Annotated in this window: 12 protein-coding genes; 7 read left to right on the forward strand and 5 right to left on the reverse strand. The window is 44.3% G+C overall.

The features are described 5' to 3' along the window. Nucleotide 1: 1 nt before the first annotated feature. Entirely contained in the window at nt 2-586 is a 585-nt protein-coding gene (gene nrfB, locus L0992_09955; GenBank protein XGB66047.1) for a cytochrome c nitrite reductase pentaheme subunit, read from the reverse strand. Between the two features lie 482 nt (nt 587-1,068). On the opposite strand from nrfB, the gene nrfA reads away from it, so the two are divergent. Beyond that, nucleotides 1,069-2,499, forward strand: a complete 1,431-nt coding sequence (nrfA, locus tag L0992_09960; protein ID XGB66048.1) for an ammonia-forming nitrite reductase cytochrome c552 subunit — start codon at nt 1,069-1,071, stop codon at nt 2,497-2,499. A gap of 125 nt (nt 2,500-2,624) precedes the next feature. After that, nucleotides 2,625-2,969 carry a rhodanese-like domain-containing protein gene (locus L0992_09965; protein ID XGB66049.1) on the forward strand — a complete coding sequence of 115 codons (345 nt, stop codon included), beginning with the start codon at nt 2,625-2,627 and terminating at the stop codon, nt 2,967-2,969. Between the two features lie 39 nt (nt 2,970-3,008). On the opposite strand, the gene L0992_09970 is transcribed toward L0992_09965, so the two are convergent. Both L0992_09970 and gyrA read right to left on the reverse strand, forming a co-directional pair. Further along, a complete protein-coding gene (locus tag L0992_09970) occupies nt 3,009-3,638 on the reverse strand; it encodes a tetratricopeptide repeat protein (protein ID XGB66050.1) in 630 nt (209 codons plus the stop codon). A gap of 177 nt (nt 3,639-3,815) precedes the next feature. Continuing rightward, nucleotides 3,816-6,485: a DNA topoisomerase (ATP-hydrolyzing) subunit A gene (gene gyrA / locus L0992_09975; protein XGB66051.1), complete on the reverse strand. Its 2,670-nt coding sequence runs from the start codon at nt 6,483-6,485 to the stop codon at nt 3,816-3,818. A gap of 258 nt (nt 6,486-6,743) precedes the next feature. Between gyrA and ubiG the strand changes: the two genes are divergently transcribed. From ubiG to yfaE, 4 genes are all read left to right on the forward strand, one after another. After that, nucleotides 6,744-7,490, forward strand: a complete 747-nt coding sequence (gene ubiG / locus L0992_09980) for a bifunctional 2-polyprenyl-6-hydroxyphenol methylase/3-demethylubiquinol 3-O-methyltransferase UbiG (protein XGB66052.1) — start codon at nt 6,744-6,746, stop codon at nt 7,488-7,490. A 517-nt stretch (nt 7,491-8,007) separates the two neighbouring features. Continuing rightward, nucleotides 8,008-10,290, forward strand: a complete 2,283-nt coding sequence (nrdA, locus tag L0992_09985; protein ID XGB66053.1) for a ribonucleoside-diphosphate reductase subunit alpha — start codon at nt 8,008-8,010, stop codon at nt 10,288-10,290. 103 nt (nt 10,291-10,393) lie between these two features. After that, nucleotides 10,394-11,527 (forward strand): ribonucleotide-diphosphate reductase subunit beta, encoded by a 1,134-nt coding sequence (gene nrdB, locus L0992_09990; protein ID XGB66054.1) that lies wholly within the window; start codon nt 10,394-10,396, stop codon nt 11,525-11,527. Further along, nucleotides 11,527-11,805, forward strand: coding sequence for a class I ribonucleotide reductase maintenance protein YfaE (gene yfaE, locus L0992_09995; protein XGB66055.1), 279 nt, complete (start codon nt 11,527-11,529; stop codon nt 11,803-11,805). The genes nrdB and yfaE overlap by 1 nt, the downstream gene beginning before the upstream one ends. Nucleotides 11,806-11,987: 182 nt before the next feature. Here the strand turns inward: yfaE and napF are convergent, their stop codons facing one another. Both napF and L0992_10005 read right to left on the reverse strand, forming a co-directional pair. Next, nucleotides 11,988-12,503, reverse strand: a complete 516-nt coding sequence (gene napF, locus L0992_10000; protein ID XGB66056.1) for a ferredoxin-type protein NapF — start codon at nt 12,501-12,503, stop codon at nt 11,988-11,990. Continuing rightward, nucleotides 12,503-13,069: a molecular chaperone TorD family protein gene (locus tag L0992_10005; GenBank protein ID XGB66057.1), complete on the reverse strand. Its 567-nt coding sequence runs from the start codon at nt 13,067-13,069 to the stop codon at nt 12,503-12,505. Before L0992_10005 ends, napF begins: the two co-directional genes overlap by 1 nt. Before the next feature lie 198 nt (nt 13,070-13,267). Between L0992_10005 and L0992_10010 the strand changes: the two genes are divergently transcribed. Continuing rightward, on the forward strand, nt 13,268-15,706 hold the full coding sequence (locus L0992_10010) for a dimethyl sulfoxide reductase subunit A (GenBank protein XGB66058.1): 2,439 nt from the start codon (nt 13,268-13,270) through the stop codon (nt 15,704-15,706). Nucleotides 15,707-15,708 lie beyond the last annotated feature (2 nt).

Genomic DNA, 15,708 nt, shown 5'->3' on the forward strand with positions numbered 1-15,708 from the left:
ATTACTCCCCTTCTTTCTTCTGGTTGAAGTCTGAATGGCAATCCACGCACAGCTTAATGGTTTGCTTTTTATCTAAGCTCAACACCTTAGCTTCGGTCGCATGAACATCATGGCAGTTTGAACACGTTAAGTTCTGTGCGTGAACATCGTGAGTCCAGCTCGCTTCACGCAGATCATCCGGTTTATGACAATCTATACATTGGCTATTGGCGTCTAAAATTAAGCTAGGATCGAGGAAGACTTTTTCAGTTCCCTGCTGTGATTGAGCCGCGCGATACTTCACCACTTCAGGTGCACCTTCACGGTGATCGGGGCCAATAGAGGTATGACAATCGGTACAATTCACTTCACGACCAAGTAAAGCGTGTGCGCTCTTACCGTGTGAACCCAATATCGTTTCTTTGGAGTCTTTGTGGCATTGAACACACTTGTAGTCTTTGTCGCGGATTAATTCGACTTCATGTCTTGTTGATTCTCCTACTGGCGTAACAGCAGGCTCAGCAACAGCATGAATGGAATAACCATAGAGACAGAATGCTAGAAGGGATTTAAGCATTATGACTATGGCCAATTTAATATTGCCCATTTTATCCTTTCCTTATACCGGCATTATTTAACTCTCAACTAAATAATATTCCGGTTAAACAAAAGTACCCTTAAACGATATTATTAACGTTTAAATGATATCAATTCTTATTTTGGATAAGCCACAACGCTTTCTATATTTAGAATATACCTCTAATTGGGTAATGCGAAATTTACGAAGGTTAATATGTGAACACAATCACCCTATTTATCACAAGGGCATAGTATGTAATTGCTTGTTATATTTGATAATAATTATCACTTAAACTTCCCTCCACCAGCTAACGCATACCCCTTTAGGGTTATATAAACTTCAACGTGATTAAAGTCACTGCTATTAATTGATCTAAAACAAGCAAACTTCCGACACGTAACAAAATGTGTTTATTTATGAATTAATATAAACAGGAATTCTCCAGTTCTTAATTTGAATAGCAAACTCACAACGCTTGGTATAAAAATCAGTATATTGGAGATATCACTGTGAAAAAGCACTGGATACGTAATTCCGTCACAGCACTATTAATGGTTAGCGCATCACTAGCAAGCGCAACCAGTTTTGCTGCGTCTGAACAAAAAGAAATTGGTGATCCTCGTAACGACCAGTTCGAGCAAAATCATCCTGATCAATATCACTCTTGGAGACAAACGTCAGAAAGTGAAACTATCGAAGATGCGCTAAAAGAAGATCCAAACATGGTGATCATGTGGGCTGGCTACGGGTTCGCAAAAGACTACAACAAAGCGCGCGGCCACTTCTATGCGATTGACGATGTAAGACAAACCTTGCGTACTGGCGGTCCGACCGACGAAAGCTCAGGTCCAATGCCAATGGCATGTTGGAGCTGTAAGAGCCCAGACGTTGCACGTGTTATTGAAGAACGCGGTGAAGATGGCTACTTCGAAGGTAAATGGGCACGTCTTGGTAACGAGATCGTCAACCCTATTGGTTGTGCTGACTGTCATGACACCCAAAGCGATGAGTTCAAAAACGGCGAGCCAGCACTGAAAGTGACGCGCCCCTATGTTGAACGCGCTTTCGAAGCGATTGGTAAAAAGTTTGATGAGCAGAGCCGTTTAGACCAACAAGCTTCAGTTTGTGCACAATGCCACGTGGAATACTACTTTACCGGCCCAACCAAAGGCGTGAAATTCCCTTGGGACAAAGGGACACGTGTTGAGCAAATGGAAGAGTACTACGATGACATCAACTTTAAGGATTGGACGCACAAGGTATCTAAAGCTCCAATGCTAAAAGCGCAGCACCCTGGCTATGAAACATGGCGTGAAGGTATTCACGGCAAAAACAAAGTCGTTTGTGCTGACTGTCATATGCCTAAAGTCACCAAAGAAGACGGCACAGTTTACACCGACCATAAAGTAGGTAACCCGTTTGACCGCTTCGAAGATACGTGTGCCAACTGTCATACTCAATCGAAAGAGACCATGCGTAACATCGTTTCAAGCCGTAAAGCTCAAGTGCTAAACATGAAGCTGACAGCTGAGAAACAAATCGTTGCTGCTCACTTTGAAGCCGGCGCGGCATGGGAAGCGGGTGCAACAGAGCAAGAGATGGAGCCAATCTTACTGGATATTCGTCACGCTCAATGGCGTTGGGACTACGCAATCGCGTCTCATGGAGTTCACATGCATGCACCAGAAGTGGCTCTTGAGGTTCTAGGTACAGCCGTTGACCGTGCAGCCGATGCTCGTACTAAGATCATTCGTCTATTAGCGAAGAAAGGCATCACCGACCCTATTGAAATTCCTGATATCTCGACCAAAGAAGCAGCTCAAAAAGCGCTAGGAATGGACATGGATAAGATGAACGCTGAGAAACAACACTTCTTAGACACGGTTGTTCCTAAGTGGGAAGAACAAGCTGAAAAACGTGAAGCGAACTACGAATACTAGTTTCTTCAAATAGACCATAATAATAAAACCAGTCACACTATTGAGGTGTGGCTGGTTTTTTAGGTTTTGGAGGAATACACATCAATACCCACCTCCGATCTACTCGCCAATTCAAGGAATAAACAATGAAAACCTTATTTTCACTTTCAGCATTGTGCGTTGCACTGTTAAGTTCTGGCGTTCATGCGTCTGAGCGCGCAGACATAGGTTGGGATTTAATTGAGAAAGGTGCAATGGTGGTTGATGTCAGAACACCTGAGGAGTTCAAACAAGGGCATCTAGACAACGCCATTAACTACCCACTATCCGAGGTCGCGACTCATTTCGCAAGCATAGATAAAGACCAACCAATCGTGTTGTATTGCCGCAGTGGTAACCGCTCAGGACAAGCCTATCAATTCTTACAAGCTCAAGGGTTTACTCAAATCCATAACGCAGGTGGCCTGATTGAAATACAGGAAAGTAAATAGCTAAAAACAAACGATTAACGACTAGCGATTGTGCCAAGCTTAACGGATCATCTGTTTGGCTTGGTTGATCGAGTGAATAATAGAAACACGATCAATCCCCTTCTGATTAGAGTCGAGAATTTGAGCCCACGCATCGATCGCTTGTTGATAGCGCATACTGATGAAGTGATCGGTCGCGATTAACATCAAGGCCGTTCGATCGTTCGGATCAAGATCCATAGATTGCTCTAGCAGTCTATTTACTTCATCACTCATCGCTTGTGAACTGAGATAATAAAGTGCGGTGGCTTTCGCGGCATACAAGCCTGAAGGCGCTTGAGGATCTAAACGAATCGCGTAATCGTAGCAGGTAAACGCCGCATCAAACTCCCCTTTCTGCATATAAACACCACCCAGCTTAAACCATAAATCTGATTGATTCGGGTCTTGCTTAAGGCTTTGTTGCAGCTCATCTTGGAAATCTGTTGTGGTGTAATTTTCGTTGTCACTGGAAGGAGGTTGAGGCAGTTCTTGCTTCATTTGAAACCAGATAATGCCACTGACTAGTACTGCGGTAAGTGAGATAAGAAGGTTCCCCTTGAGGCTACTACTGTTTTTGTTTGATTCAACGACGATCACCACCAAAAACAGGCTCATCAATAACAAAGCAACCAGTAACCAGATATCCATTTTACTCTCCCTTTTTATCCGCCCATTCACTCTACCTCTTTCGCCACGAAGCAAACTTGATCAAGGTATAGCTATTGGTATTTAACGATTCTCCACAAAGAACAGGCAATAAAAAAACCGAGCACTTAGGGCTCGGTTTTTTTCAATGGTAAGCTTAATTACTTAGCGTAATCGAGATTACTCAGTGTCTTGCTCGCTATCACTTTCAGAGTCAGAAGCATCTGATGCTTGCTCTTCACTTGATTCAGAAGCCACTGTTCCTTCTGCGTTAACTGCTTCAGCATTTGCTTCTTCAGCTTCGCCTTCTACAATCTCAGCTTCTTCTACTTCGTCGATACGTTGTAGTCCTACAACGTTCTCGTCTTCAGCAGTACGAATCAGTGTTACACCTTGAGTGTTACGACCAACTTGGCTTACTTCCGCTACGCGAGTACGTACTAGTGTACCTGCGTCGGTGATCATCATCATTTCATCGCCTTCTTCAACTTGAACGGCGCCAACTACTGGGCCATTACGTTCAGAGACTTTGATAGATACTACACCTTGCGTTGCACGGCCTTTCGTTGGGTATTCAGCTAGCTCAGTACGCTTACCGTAACCGTTTTGAGTCACAGTTAGGATATCGCCTTCGTTAGAAGGAACAATCAGTGAAACCACTTGATCGTCTTCTGGAAGCTTCATACCACGAACACCAGAGGCAGTACGGCCCATTGCACGCACTTTGTCCTCGTTAAAGCGAACAACTTTGCCCGATTTAGAGAACAGCATGATGTCGCTATCACCGTTAGTGATGTCAACGCCGATCAGTGAATCGTCGTCACGTAGGTTAACAGCGATTAGGCCGTTAGCACGTACGTTTGCGAATTGATCCAGAGATGTCTTCTTAACAGTACCATCGCCTGTTGCCATGAAGATGAATTTCTCGTTAGAGAACTCAGAAACAGGCAGGATAGCCGTAATACGCTCACCTTCTTCTAGAGGAAGAATGTTCACGATAGGCTTACCACGAGCAGTACGACTTGCTAATGGTAGTTGGTAAACTTTCAGACGGTATGTCTTACCACGAGTAGAGAAACATAGGATGTTATCGTGAGTATTAGCAACAAGCAGACGCTCAATGTAATCCTCATCTTTCATCTTAGTTGCACTCTTACCTTTACCACCACGACGCTGAGCTTCGTAGTCGCTTAGGATTTGGTACTTAACGTAACCTGCGTTAGAAAGCGTTACTACAACGTCTTCTTGAGCAATCAGCTCTTCCATGTCGATGTCATGAACTGCAGCTGTGATTTCTGTACGACGCTCGTCGCCATAGATTTCACGTACCGCTTCAAGTTCTTCACGGATAACTTCCATCAAACGCTCAGTGCTTGCAAGAATGTGCATTAGCTCAGCGATCTCTTCTAGAAGTGCTTTGTACTCGTCTAGAATCTTCTCATGCTCTAGGCCAGTTAGGCGGTGAAGACGAAGTTCTAGAATAGCTTGTGCTTGTGTTTCCGTTAGGAAGTATTGGCCATCGCGGATGCCGTATTGGTCTTCCAACCAATCAGGACGGGCCGCATCAGTACCTGCACGCTCAAGCATTGAAGCAACGTTACCAAGATCCCAACCACGAGACACTAAACCAACTTTAGCTTCTGCTGGTGTTGGCGCGCTCTTGATCAGTTCAATGATTTCATCAATGTTAGCAAGTGCTAGAGACAGTGCTTCAAGGATGTGTGCACGGTCGCGCGCTTTCTTCAATTCGAAGATAGTACGACGAGTCACAACTTCGCGACGGTGGTCTACGAAGCACTTAAGCATGTCTTTGATGTTGAACAACTGTGGTTGACCGTTATTCAACGCAACCATGTTGATACCGAAAGTCGTTTGCAGTTGAGTTTGAGCGTATAGGTTGTTAAGAACCACTTCGCCTACTGCATCACGCTTACATTCAATAACAATACGCATACCGTCTTTATCAGACTCGTCGCGCAGTGCACTGATGCCTTCTACTTTCTTATCTTTAACCAGTTCAGCAATCTTCTCGATCAAACGAGCTTTGTTTACTTGGTAAGGGATCTCAGTAACGATAATGGTTTCTTTACCATTCTTCTCTACTTCAATATCCGCTTTTGAACGCATGTAAACCTTACCGCGGCCAGTCTTGTATGCATCTACGATGCCTTTACGACCACTGATAAGTGCTGCTGTTGGGAAGTCAGGACCAGGGATATAGTCCATTAGCTCATCAATAGTGATATCTTCATTATTGATAAATGCTAAACAGCCATCAACAACTTCACCAAGGTTATGTGGTGGGATGTTGGTAGCCATACCTACTGCGATACCAGAAGCACCGTTTACCAATAGGTTAGGAATTTTTGTAGGAAGTACTGCTGGAATTTGTTCTGTACCATCGTAGTTCGGTACGTAATCCACAGTTTCCTTATCAAGGTCAGCCAGGAGCTCGTGAGCAATTTTCGCCATACGAACTTCGGTATAACGCATTGCAGCCGCGGAGTCGCCATCGATAGAACCAAAGTTACCTTGGCCATCAACTAGCATGTAACGCAGTGAGAACGGTTGCGCCATACGAACAATAGTATCGTATACAGCACTATCACCATGTGGGTGGTATTTACCGATTACATCACCTACTACACGAGCAGACTTTTTATATGGTTTGTTCCAATCATTACCTAGTACATTCATCGCGAACAAAACGCGGCGGTGTACAGGTTTTAGGCCATCACGCACATCTGGAAGGGCACGACCAACGATGACGGACATCGCGTAGTCTAGGTATGAACCTCTAAGCTCATCTTCAATATTTACGGGCGTGATCTCTTTCGCTAGATCGCTCATAGAGCCATTTTCCCTCTATAGTCAGATCGTATTTTTGAATACGTATAAGACCGAAAAATATAACACAAATTTACCTACGGAGGCATCACTTTCCCTCTCCTTTTACCATCTTGTGACCCTTGTAGCCAATCAATTGATGAGAAATTGCACCTCCGCATCATATCTTGCTGAAACATGGTCACTTTACATCCAATAAACTAGCAAAATTGTAGATCTTCTGGTCAGGGCGAAAAGGCAAGTTATAATGCCTGCAATTTCATGGATGCATTATTTAACTTGGAAATGCCGATTATGACTAAATCACAGAACGTAGACCCAGCAGAAATCAAAAAATTCGAAGACATGGCGTCGCGCTGGTGGGATCTGGAAGGCGAGTTTAAGCCTCTACATCAAATCAACCCACTGCGCCTAAATTACGTGCTAGAAAAAACCGAAGGTTTATTTGGTAAGAAAGTACTCGACGTTGGCTGCGGTGGCGGCATTTTGGCTGAAAGCATGGCTGTTGAGGGCGCAGTAGTCACTGGCCTAGATATGGGTAAAGAACCACTAGAAGTGGCACGTCTTCACGCATTAGAAACAGGCACCAAGCTAGATTACATCCAGAGCACCATCGAAGACCACGCAGAACAGAATCCACAAACTTACGATGTGGTAACGTGCATGGAAATGCTAGAGCACGTTCCTGATCCACAATCTGTGATTAGCGCATGTTCAAAACTAGTGAAACCGGGTGGTCACGTGTTCTTCTCTACCTTGAACCGTAACTTCAAATCTTACCTGTTCGCTATTGTTGGTGCAGAAAAGCTACTTAAGATTGTTCCTGAGGGCACTCATGAGCACGAGAAGTTCATTCGCCCCGCAGAACTTATCAAGATGATTGATAACACCCCACTGCAAGAGTTAGGCATCACTGGCCTACACTATAACCCACTGACTGACAGCTACCGTTTGGGCCACAATGTCGATGTAAACTACATCGTTCACACTCAAAATTTCGCCCAATAACTGCTCGTATAATTACCAGTATCCCTACCGTAAAACCTTTTGTAAAAAAGACTAATGAAAAGAGTTGCAATTAACATAAGTTTGCGACTTTTTTCAGTCTAAATTTCGTGCGCTAGCTTCCATTTTGACCACCTAGATTTAATTTTAATCGCCGAAAATCCATCGCTCATTTTGTCCAAAGATCAAGGGATTTTTTTTTATGGGAGTGCAAAAATAAAGCATCCTTAAAAGCCGACTTTTATACAATCAAGTCACATCTAACCTCATCAGTTAGTGGTCACTTACAGTTTTTTTTCAATCCACCACTTATCCACAAGCAACCCAATTTCTTTACCTTGAAAAATATCAGTTGTAGCACTATCTTGTAACCCAACAAACAAATGACCCCTATATGTTGTGTTTGAACTACAATGTATGGGTAGACCAAGATCACAAAGCCGAAACGTAATTTACAAAAATTACACAGAAATACACAAAAACACGGCCTTGTTCAGTTTTGTTAGGGAAATTAAGCAGAATGAACCAACAACTTACTGTTACCAAGCGTAACGGGCGCAAAGAAACGATCGATCTAGAGAAGATCCATCGCGTGATTACATGGGCAGCTGAAGGCTTGCACAATGTTTCTGTATCACAAGTAGAATTGAAAGCTCACATTCAGTTTTACGATGGCATCACCACTACTGACATTCATGAGACTATCATCAAGTCAGCAGCGGATTTAATCTCTGAAGAGACTCCTGATTACCAATATCTAGCAGCACGTCTGTCTGTATTCCACCTACGTAAAAAAGCGTACGGCGAATACGAGCCGCCTGCACTGTACGACCACGTTGCAAAACTGGTTGATATGGGTAAATACGATAGCCACCTAATGGAAGACTACACGAAAGCTGAGTTCGACGAGCTTGACGAGTACATCGACCACAAACGTGACTTAGACTTCTCTTACGCAGCGGTTAAGCAGCTTGAAGGTAAATACTTCGTGCAAAACCGTGTAACGAAAGAAATCTACGAGAGTGCTCAGTTCCTTTACATTTTAGTTGCTGCGTGTCTATTCGCTAAGTACCCGAAATCGACTCGTCTTGACTACATCAAACGTTTTTACGACGCATCGTCTACGTTTAAGATTTCTCTACCTACACCGATCATGTCTGGTGTACGTACGCCTACTCGTCAATTCAGTTCTTGTGTACTGATCGAGTGTGGTGACAGCCTTGATTCTATCAACGCAACAGCAAGCTCAATTGTTCGTTACGTATCTCAACGTGCCGGTATTGGTATCAACGCAGGTCGTATCCGTGCGCTTGGTTCTGAAATCCGTAATGGTGAAGCGTTCCACACTGGCTGTATCCCTTTCTACAAATACTTCCAAACAGCAGTAAAATGTTGTTCTCAAGGTGGTGTTCGTGGTGGCGCCGCAACAGTGTTCTACCCACTATGGCACGGTGAAGTTCAGTCTCTATTAGTACTGAAAAACAACCGCGGCGTTGAAGAGAACCGTGTTCGTCACATGGACTACGGCGTACAGCTGAACAAGCTTATGTACTCTCGTCTTGTTCAAGGTGGCAACATCAGCCTGTTCTCACCTTCTGACGTACCTGGCCTTTACGATGCGTTCTTCGAAAACCAAGACCGTTTTGAAGAGCTATACGTTAAGTACGAAAACGATCCATCAGTGAAGCGTGAAACAGTAAAAGCTGTTGAGCTATTCTCTCTGCTAATGCAAGAGCGTGCTTCTACTGGTCGTATCTACATTCAGAACGTTGACCACTGTAATACACACAGCCCGTTTGATTCTGAAGTTGCCCCTGTTCGTCAATCGAACCTATGTCTAGAAATCGCGCTTCCTACTAAGCCGCTTTCTAACGTAGAAGATGACGAAGGCGAAATTGCACTTTGTACGCTTTCAGCATTCAACCTTGGCGCAATCAATGAACTTGACGACCTAGCAGAGCTTTCTGAACTGGTTGTTCGTGCACTTGATGCACTTCTTGATTACCAAGACTACCCGCTTCCAGCAGCATACAAATCGACAATGAACCGTCGTACTCTGGGTGTAGGTGTTATCAACTACGCATACTACCTAGCGAAGAATGGTGTTAAGTACTCTGATGGCAGCGCAAATGGCCTGACTCACCGTACTTTTGAAGCGATTCAATACCACTTGCTAAAAGCATCTGTTGAACTAGCGAAAGAGCAAGGTCGTTGCCCGTCTTTCCACGAGACCAACTACGCGAAAGGCCTACTGCCAATCGATACTTACAAAAAAGATATCGACTTAGTATGTGAAGAGCCATTGCACTACGATTGGGATTCTCTACGTGAAGAGATCATGGAGCACGGTCTGCGTAACTCTACGCTAACAGCGCTTATGCCTTCTGAGACATCGTCTCAAATCTCGAACGCGACTAACGGTATCGAGCCACCACGTGGTTACGTATCAGTGAAAGCATCGAAAGACGGCATCCTGAAGCAAGTTGTTCCAGATTTCCTAAATCTAAAAGAGAACTACGAGCTGCTTTGGAACATTGGTTCTAACGACGGTTACCTACACCTAGTGGGTATCATGCAAAAATTCGTTGACCAAGCTATCTCTGCAAACACTAACTATGATCCAAGTGTTTACGACAGCGGTAAAGTACCAATGAAGAAGCTGCTTCAAGACCTACTGACAGCGTACAAGTACGGTGTTAAGACGCTTTACTACCATAACACTCGTGATGGTGCTAAAGACGACCAAGGCGATGCAGTTCAGGTGCCGGAAGAAGATTGTGAAGGCGGCGGTTGTAAGATCTAAACCGCAATAAATATTAAGACCCCAGAGAAGAGCTATCTTCTCTGGGTTTAAAGCATTAACAGGGTCCGTTTTATGACGGGTCTTTAAAGGATTTGAGGCATTTATGGCTTACAGTACTTTTTCTCAGCAAAAAAATGACCAACTAAAAGAACCAATGTTCTTGGGTCAGTCGGTTAACGTTGCACGTTACGACCAACAAAAATTCGAAATCTTCGAAAAGCTTATCGAGAAGCAGCTTTCTTTCTTCTGGCGTCCAGAAGAAGTAGACGTGTCTAGCGACCGTATCGACTACAACAAGCTTCCTGAGCATGAAAAGCACATCTTCATCTCTAACTTGAAGTACCAAACACTTCTAGATTCTATCCAAGGCCGCAGCCCGAACGTTGCCCTACTTCCATTGGTATCACTACCAGAAGTAGAAACTTGGATTGAGACTTGGTCTTTCTCTGAAACGATTCACTCTCGTTCTTACACGCACATCATCCGTAACATCGTGAATGATCCAGGCGTAGTATTCGACGACATCGTTGAAAACGAAGAGATCCTTAAGCGTGCTAAAGACATCGCTTTCTACTACGACGACCTAATCAAGCTAACGGCTGACTACCACCGTTACGGTGAAGGCAACCACAGCATCAACGGCGAAGACGTTAAGATTTCACTTCACGACCTGAAGAAGAAACTTTACCTATGTCTAATGTCGGTAAACGCACTAGAAGCAATCCGTTTCTACGTAAGTTTTGCTTGTTCATTCGCATTCGCTGAGCGTGAGCTAATGGAAGGTAACGCTAAAATCATCAAGCTAATCGCTCGTGATGAAGCGCTTCACCTGACTGGCACTCAGCACATGATCAACTTGCTACGTAACGGTCAAGACGACTTCGCATTCATGCAAATCGCTGAAGAGTGCAAGCAAGAGTGTTTCGACCTGTTTAAAGAAGCAGCAGAGCAAGAAAAAGAGTGGGCAGAATACCTATTCAAAGACGGCTCTATGATTGGTCTGAACAAAGACATTCTTTGCCAATACGTTGAGTACATTACCAACATCCGTATGCAAGCGGTTGGTCTAGGTACGGCTTACCCAGCAGCGACATCGAACCCAATCCCATGGATCAACGCTTGGTTATCTTCAGATAACGTACAAGTTGCTCCACAAGAAGCTGAAATCAGTTCTTACCTAGTTGGTCAGATCGACAACGAAGTAAAAGCTGACGACTTTGAAGGATTTGAGCTGTAATGCCCACAATCAAAATCAACAAGCTGACTTCGATTGAATCTAACCCTTCAAACACTCTGTTGGAAACAATGGAACAAGCTGGGTTAGAACCAGAATACAACTGCCGAGATGGTCACTGTGGCGCATGCCGCTGTACGTTGGATTCTGGTGAGGTTGAGTACGTTGGTTTTGCTATGGCTTACACACAAGGCGATGAGATTTTGCCATGCATCTGCAAAGCAAAGACCGATTTATCGCTAAGTAACGTGATTCACAGAAGCAAACAGAAGCGCGCCTAAGGCTATTCGATTTAAGTTCGCTTGCTTAGTTTCATTTGCATTCGCTTTAGATAGAATCATTTAAGTTCAAACGCTTCATCAGAGATGATAAGTATTAAAAAGGGTCCGCCTCCTCTTGGAATGCGGACCCTTTTTCTATTCGTGTCTTTAGCTCTCAACCACCAAGCCAAACCAGATACTTATTACTGTTGAGTCAGGTTTAGAGTCACAGAGCCAATGTAACAAGCGCTTCGGCACTCTCCACAGCCATTGCACTTATCTTGAACGACCGTAGGCAACTCTCCTACTTCAATGTGTATCGCACTAGCAGAACAAGCTGTTTGGCAGGCATTACAATCCATTTGCATGAAGTTATTGCAGCTATCAGCAAAGTTGGGCTTCAGGTCGACATAAGGCGTCACGGTTTGATGAAGCGCGCCAGTCGGACACACTTCACTGCACTTATTACACATCGAACAACTGTTGTAATCCAAATTCAGCAGCGCACTGCCCTCTAGCATCTCAATAACGCTATTCGGACACGCTTGCTCACACAAGCCACAGCCGTCACACAGACGCTCAAACAGCACCTCATCGACCGCCCTAGGTGGCCTAGCATGTAGGCGCTGTGATTTCTCTTCATAACTTGCCGCAGCTTTAACCGGCTTAGAGAGTCGAGTTAGGAAGCCACGTCTATTTGAATTTATTTGCTCAGACATTAGTCGATATATAACTTTTTAGTAGCAACGTTTAAATTATATTCAGATGTTAATTGATTAAGCCAATTTATTACATCACTTGATAGCTTCTTATAAAATGATAAATCTGATGCTGTATTTAATTTATCTAAATAAGCAGAAGACCAAGGTAATAAGTGGCACTCAAGTAATTCACTAGCTGAATTAGTATTATTATTTTCTAACAAATACGCATGGGCGAATAACATTAAACCAAATTGATCTTCTGGCTCTCTTAAACCTGTATCCAATTCAATTTGGTTTAATTCTAGAAACTGTCGATATTCCACAGTCGATGCACCAAACACCACACGGTCTTTATCTAAGTACACAGAACCCCAAGGCGGAGCCGGCATATCTCCAACGCCTTCAAACAAGCGGCTAAACTCTGCAGCTAGGGCACCTTCCTGTTCGTTTTGAAGTGCCAGTAAACAACCTTCTGATAAGACTTGGCTCTCTACTAGTGCCTGAACAATATCCAATAACTGTTCTTTATTTGTTGCTTGATAAAATAATGAACCGAGCAATTTATGCGTATCAATAATCATTCTTATTTATACCGTAATTGGTTTAACGACAATTATATAAATAAGACGATTAGATTCTTTGATCTATTTTATACATTCGATTCATAACATTTAAATTTCGCTCTTATTTGATGCCAATCAATCAATATTTAGAAATAAAAACACAGAAGCCAAACTACCTATAAAGTGCTAGATATCAATAACAATAGGCATCTTAGAATGACGAATAAGAAAGAATCTGGGGTAATGAATCTTACTCGAAGAGGCTTCATGAAAGCTTCTTCGGCGGTAGGTAGTGCAGCCGCACTCGCGGGCGGTATCGCTTTACCTTTCAAATCCAAACCAGTAGCGGCTGCGGTTGCTGAGAATGTGGATGAGAAAATCGTATGGAGTGCATGTACAGTAAACTGTGGCTCTCGCTGCCCACTGCGTATGCATGTGCAAAACGGTGAAATCAAATACGTAGAAACAGACAACACGGGTACTGACGAATACGGTCATCACCAAGTGCGTGCGTGTCTACGTGGCCGCTCTATGCGTCGCCGTGTTTACAACCCAGATCGCCTGAAATACCCAATGAAACGTGTGGGCAAACGTGGTGAAGGTAAGTTTAAGCGTATTAGCTGGGAAGAGGCTTATGATGAAGTTGCTGGTACTATGCAGCGCCTTATCAAAGATTACGGTAACGACACTATCTACCTAAACTACGGTACAGGTACGCTTGGTGGTACAGTAACTAAGTCTTGGCCACCAGCACAAACGCTGATTGCGCGTCTAATGAACCTAAGTGGTGGTTACCTAAACCATTACGGTGACTACTCAACAGCGCAGATCGCGAAAGGCTTGAGCTACACCTACGGTGGTTGGGCAAACAACAACTCTTTCTCTGACTTAGAGAACACTAAGCTTAACATCCAATTTGGTAACAACCCTGCTGAGACTCGTATGTCTGGCGGCGGTCTGATCCACCACTACGTAGAAAGCAAAAACAAATCAAACGCAAGAACGATAATCATCGATCCACGCTACACCGATACTGCCGGTGGCCGTGAAGATCAGTGGATCCCAATTCGTCCTTCTACGGATGCTGCATTGGTTGCGGGTCTCGCACACGTGATGATCACTGAAGACCTAGTCGACCAACCGTTCCTAGACAAATACTGTGTCGGTTACGATGAGAAGACCCTTCCTGCATCAGCGCCTAAAAACAGTGACTACAAATCTTACATCCTAGGTTTAGGTGAAGATGGCGTAGAGAAGACACCAGAGTGGGCTTCTAAGATCACAGGCATTCCAGTTGATACTATCGTTAAGCTTGGCCGTGAAATGGGCACAGCGAAACCGTGTGCTATCCACCAAGGTTGGGGGCTACAACGTACTGCGAACGGTGAGCTAGCTTGTCGTGCAATCGCAATGCTGTCACTACTCACTGGTTCTGTGGGTGTATCTGGCGGTTCAACAGGCGCTCGTGAGAGTGACATCAACATTCCGTTTGTTCGCTTCCCTACTGTGCCAAACCCAGTTGAAACGTCTATTTCAATGTTTATGTGGACAGACGCAATTTACCGTCATCATGAAATGACCGACATCACTGATGGTGTTCGCGGTGCAGAGCGCCTTAAGAACCCAATCAAGATGATCTGGAACTACGCAGGTAACTGCATCATCAACCAGCACTCAGACATCAACAAGACACACGCGATTCTTCAAGATGAAAGTGCGTGTGAAATGATTGTCGTGGTTGATAACCATATGACTTCTTCTGCGAAGTACGCCGACATCATCCTGCCTGACTTAACCACATCTGAGCAAGACGACTGGTGTATGGATGGTAAAGCATCGAACATGCCTTACTTTATCTACGCACAAAAAGCGATTGAGCCTCAGTTTGAAGCGAAATCTATCTACGAGATGTGTACGCAACTTGCTAAGCGCATGGGCGTAGAAAAAGAGTTCACAGAAGGTCGTACTCAAGAGCAATGGATTGAGCACCTTTACGCGGAAACTCGTAAGAACGATCCAACACTGCCAACCTTCGAGGAGATGAAAGAGTTAGGTATCTACAAGCGTAGCTACGACCACCACTACATCGCTTACGAAGATTTCCGTAAAGACCCTGAAGCGAATCCACTGACTACTCCAAGTGGCAAGATCGAGATTTACTCAGAGCAACTGGCTGATATCGCGAAAACGTGGAAGCTGAAAGAAGACGAAGTGATTCACCCACTTCCGATTTACGCGGATTCTTTTGAAGGTCATAACGATCCACTAGCAGAGAAGTACCCACTTCAGCTAACAGGCTTCCACTACAAGGCTCGTACCCACTCAACTTACGGTAACGTTGCAGAGATCAAAGCTGCGGCACCGCAAGAGTTGTGGATCAACCCAATCGATGCGAAAGAACGTGGTATTGAAAGCGGCGACATGGTGAGTATTTTCAACGACCGTGGCGAAGTACATATTCCAGCGAAAGTGACACCAAGGATTCTTCCTCGAGTTGTCGCACTAGGCGAAGGTGCATGGTACGCACCCGATGGTCAGAAGATCGACCATGCAGGCTCTATCAACGTGCTGACTACTCAGCGCCCGAGCCCACTTGCTAAGGGTAACCCTCAGCATACAAACCTAGTTCAAATCAAAGCGCTAAAGAAAGCATAAGG

Origin of the sequence: Vibrio pomeroyi (assembly GCA_041879425.1) — a bacterium.
Taxonomy (GTDB): domain Bacteria; phylum Pseudomonadota; class Gammaproteobacteria; order Enterobacterales; family Vibrionaceae; genus Vibrio; species Vibrio pomeroyi_A.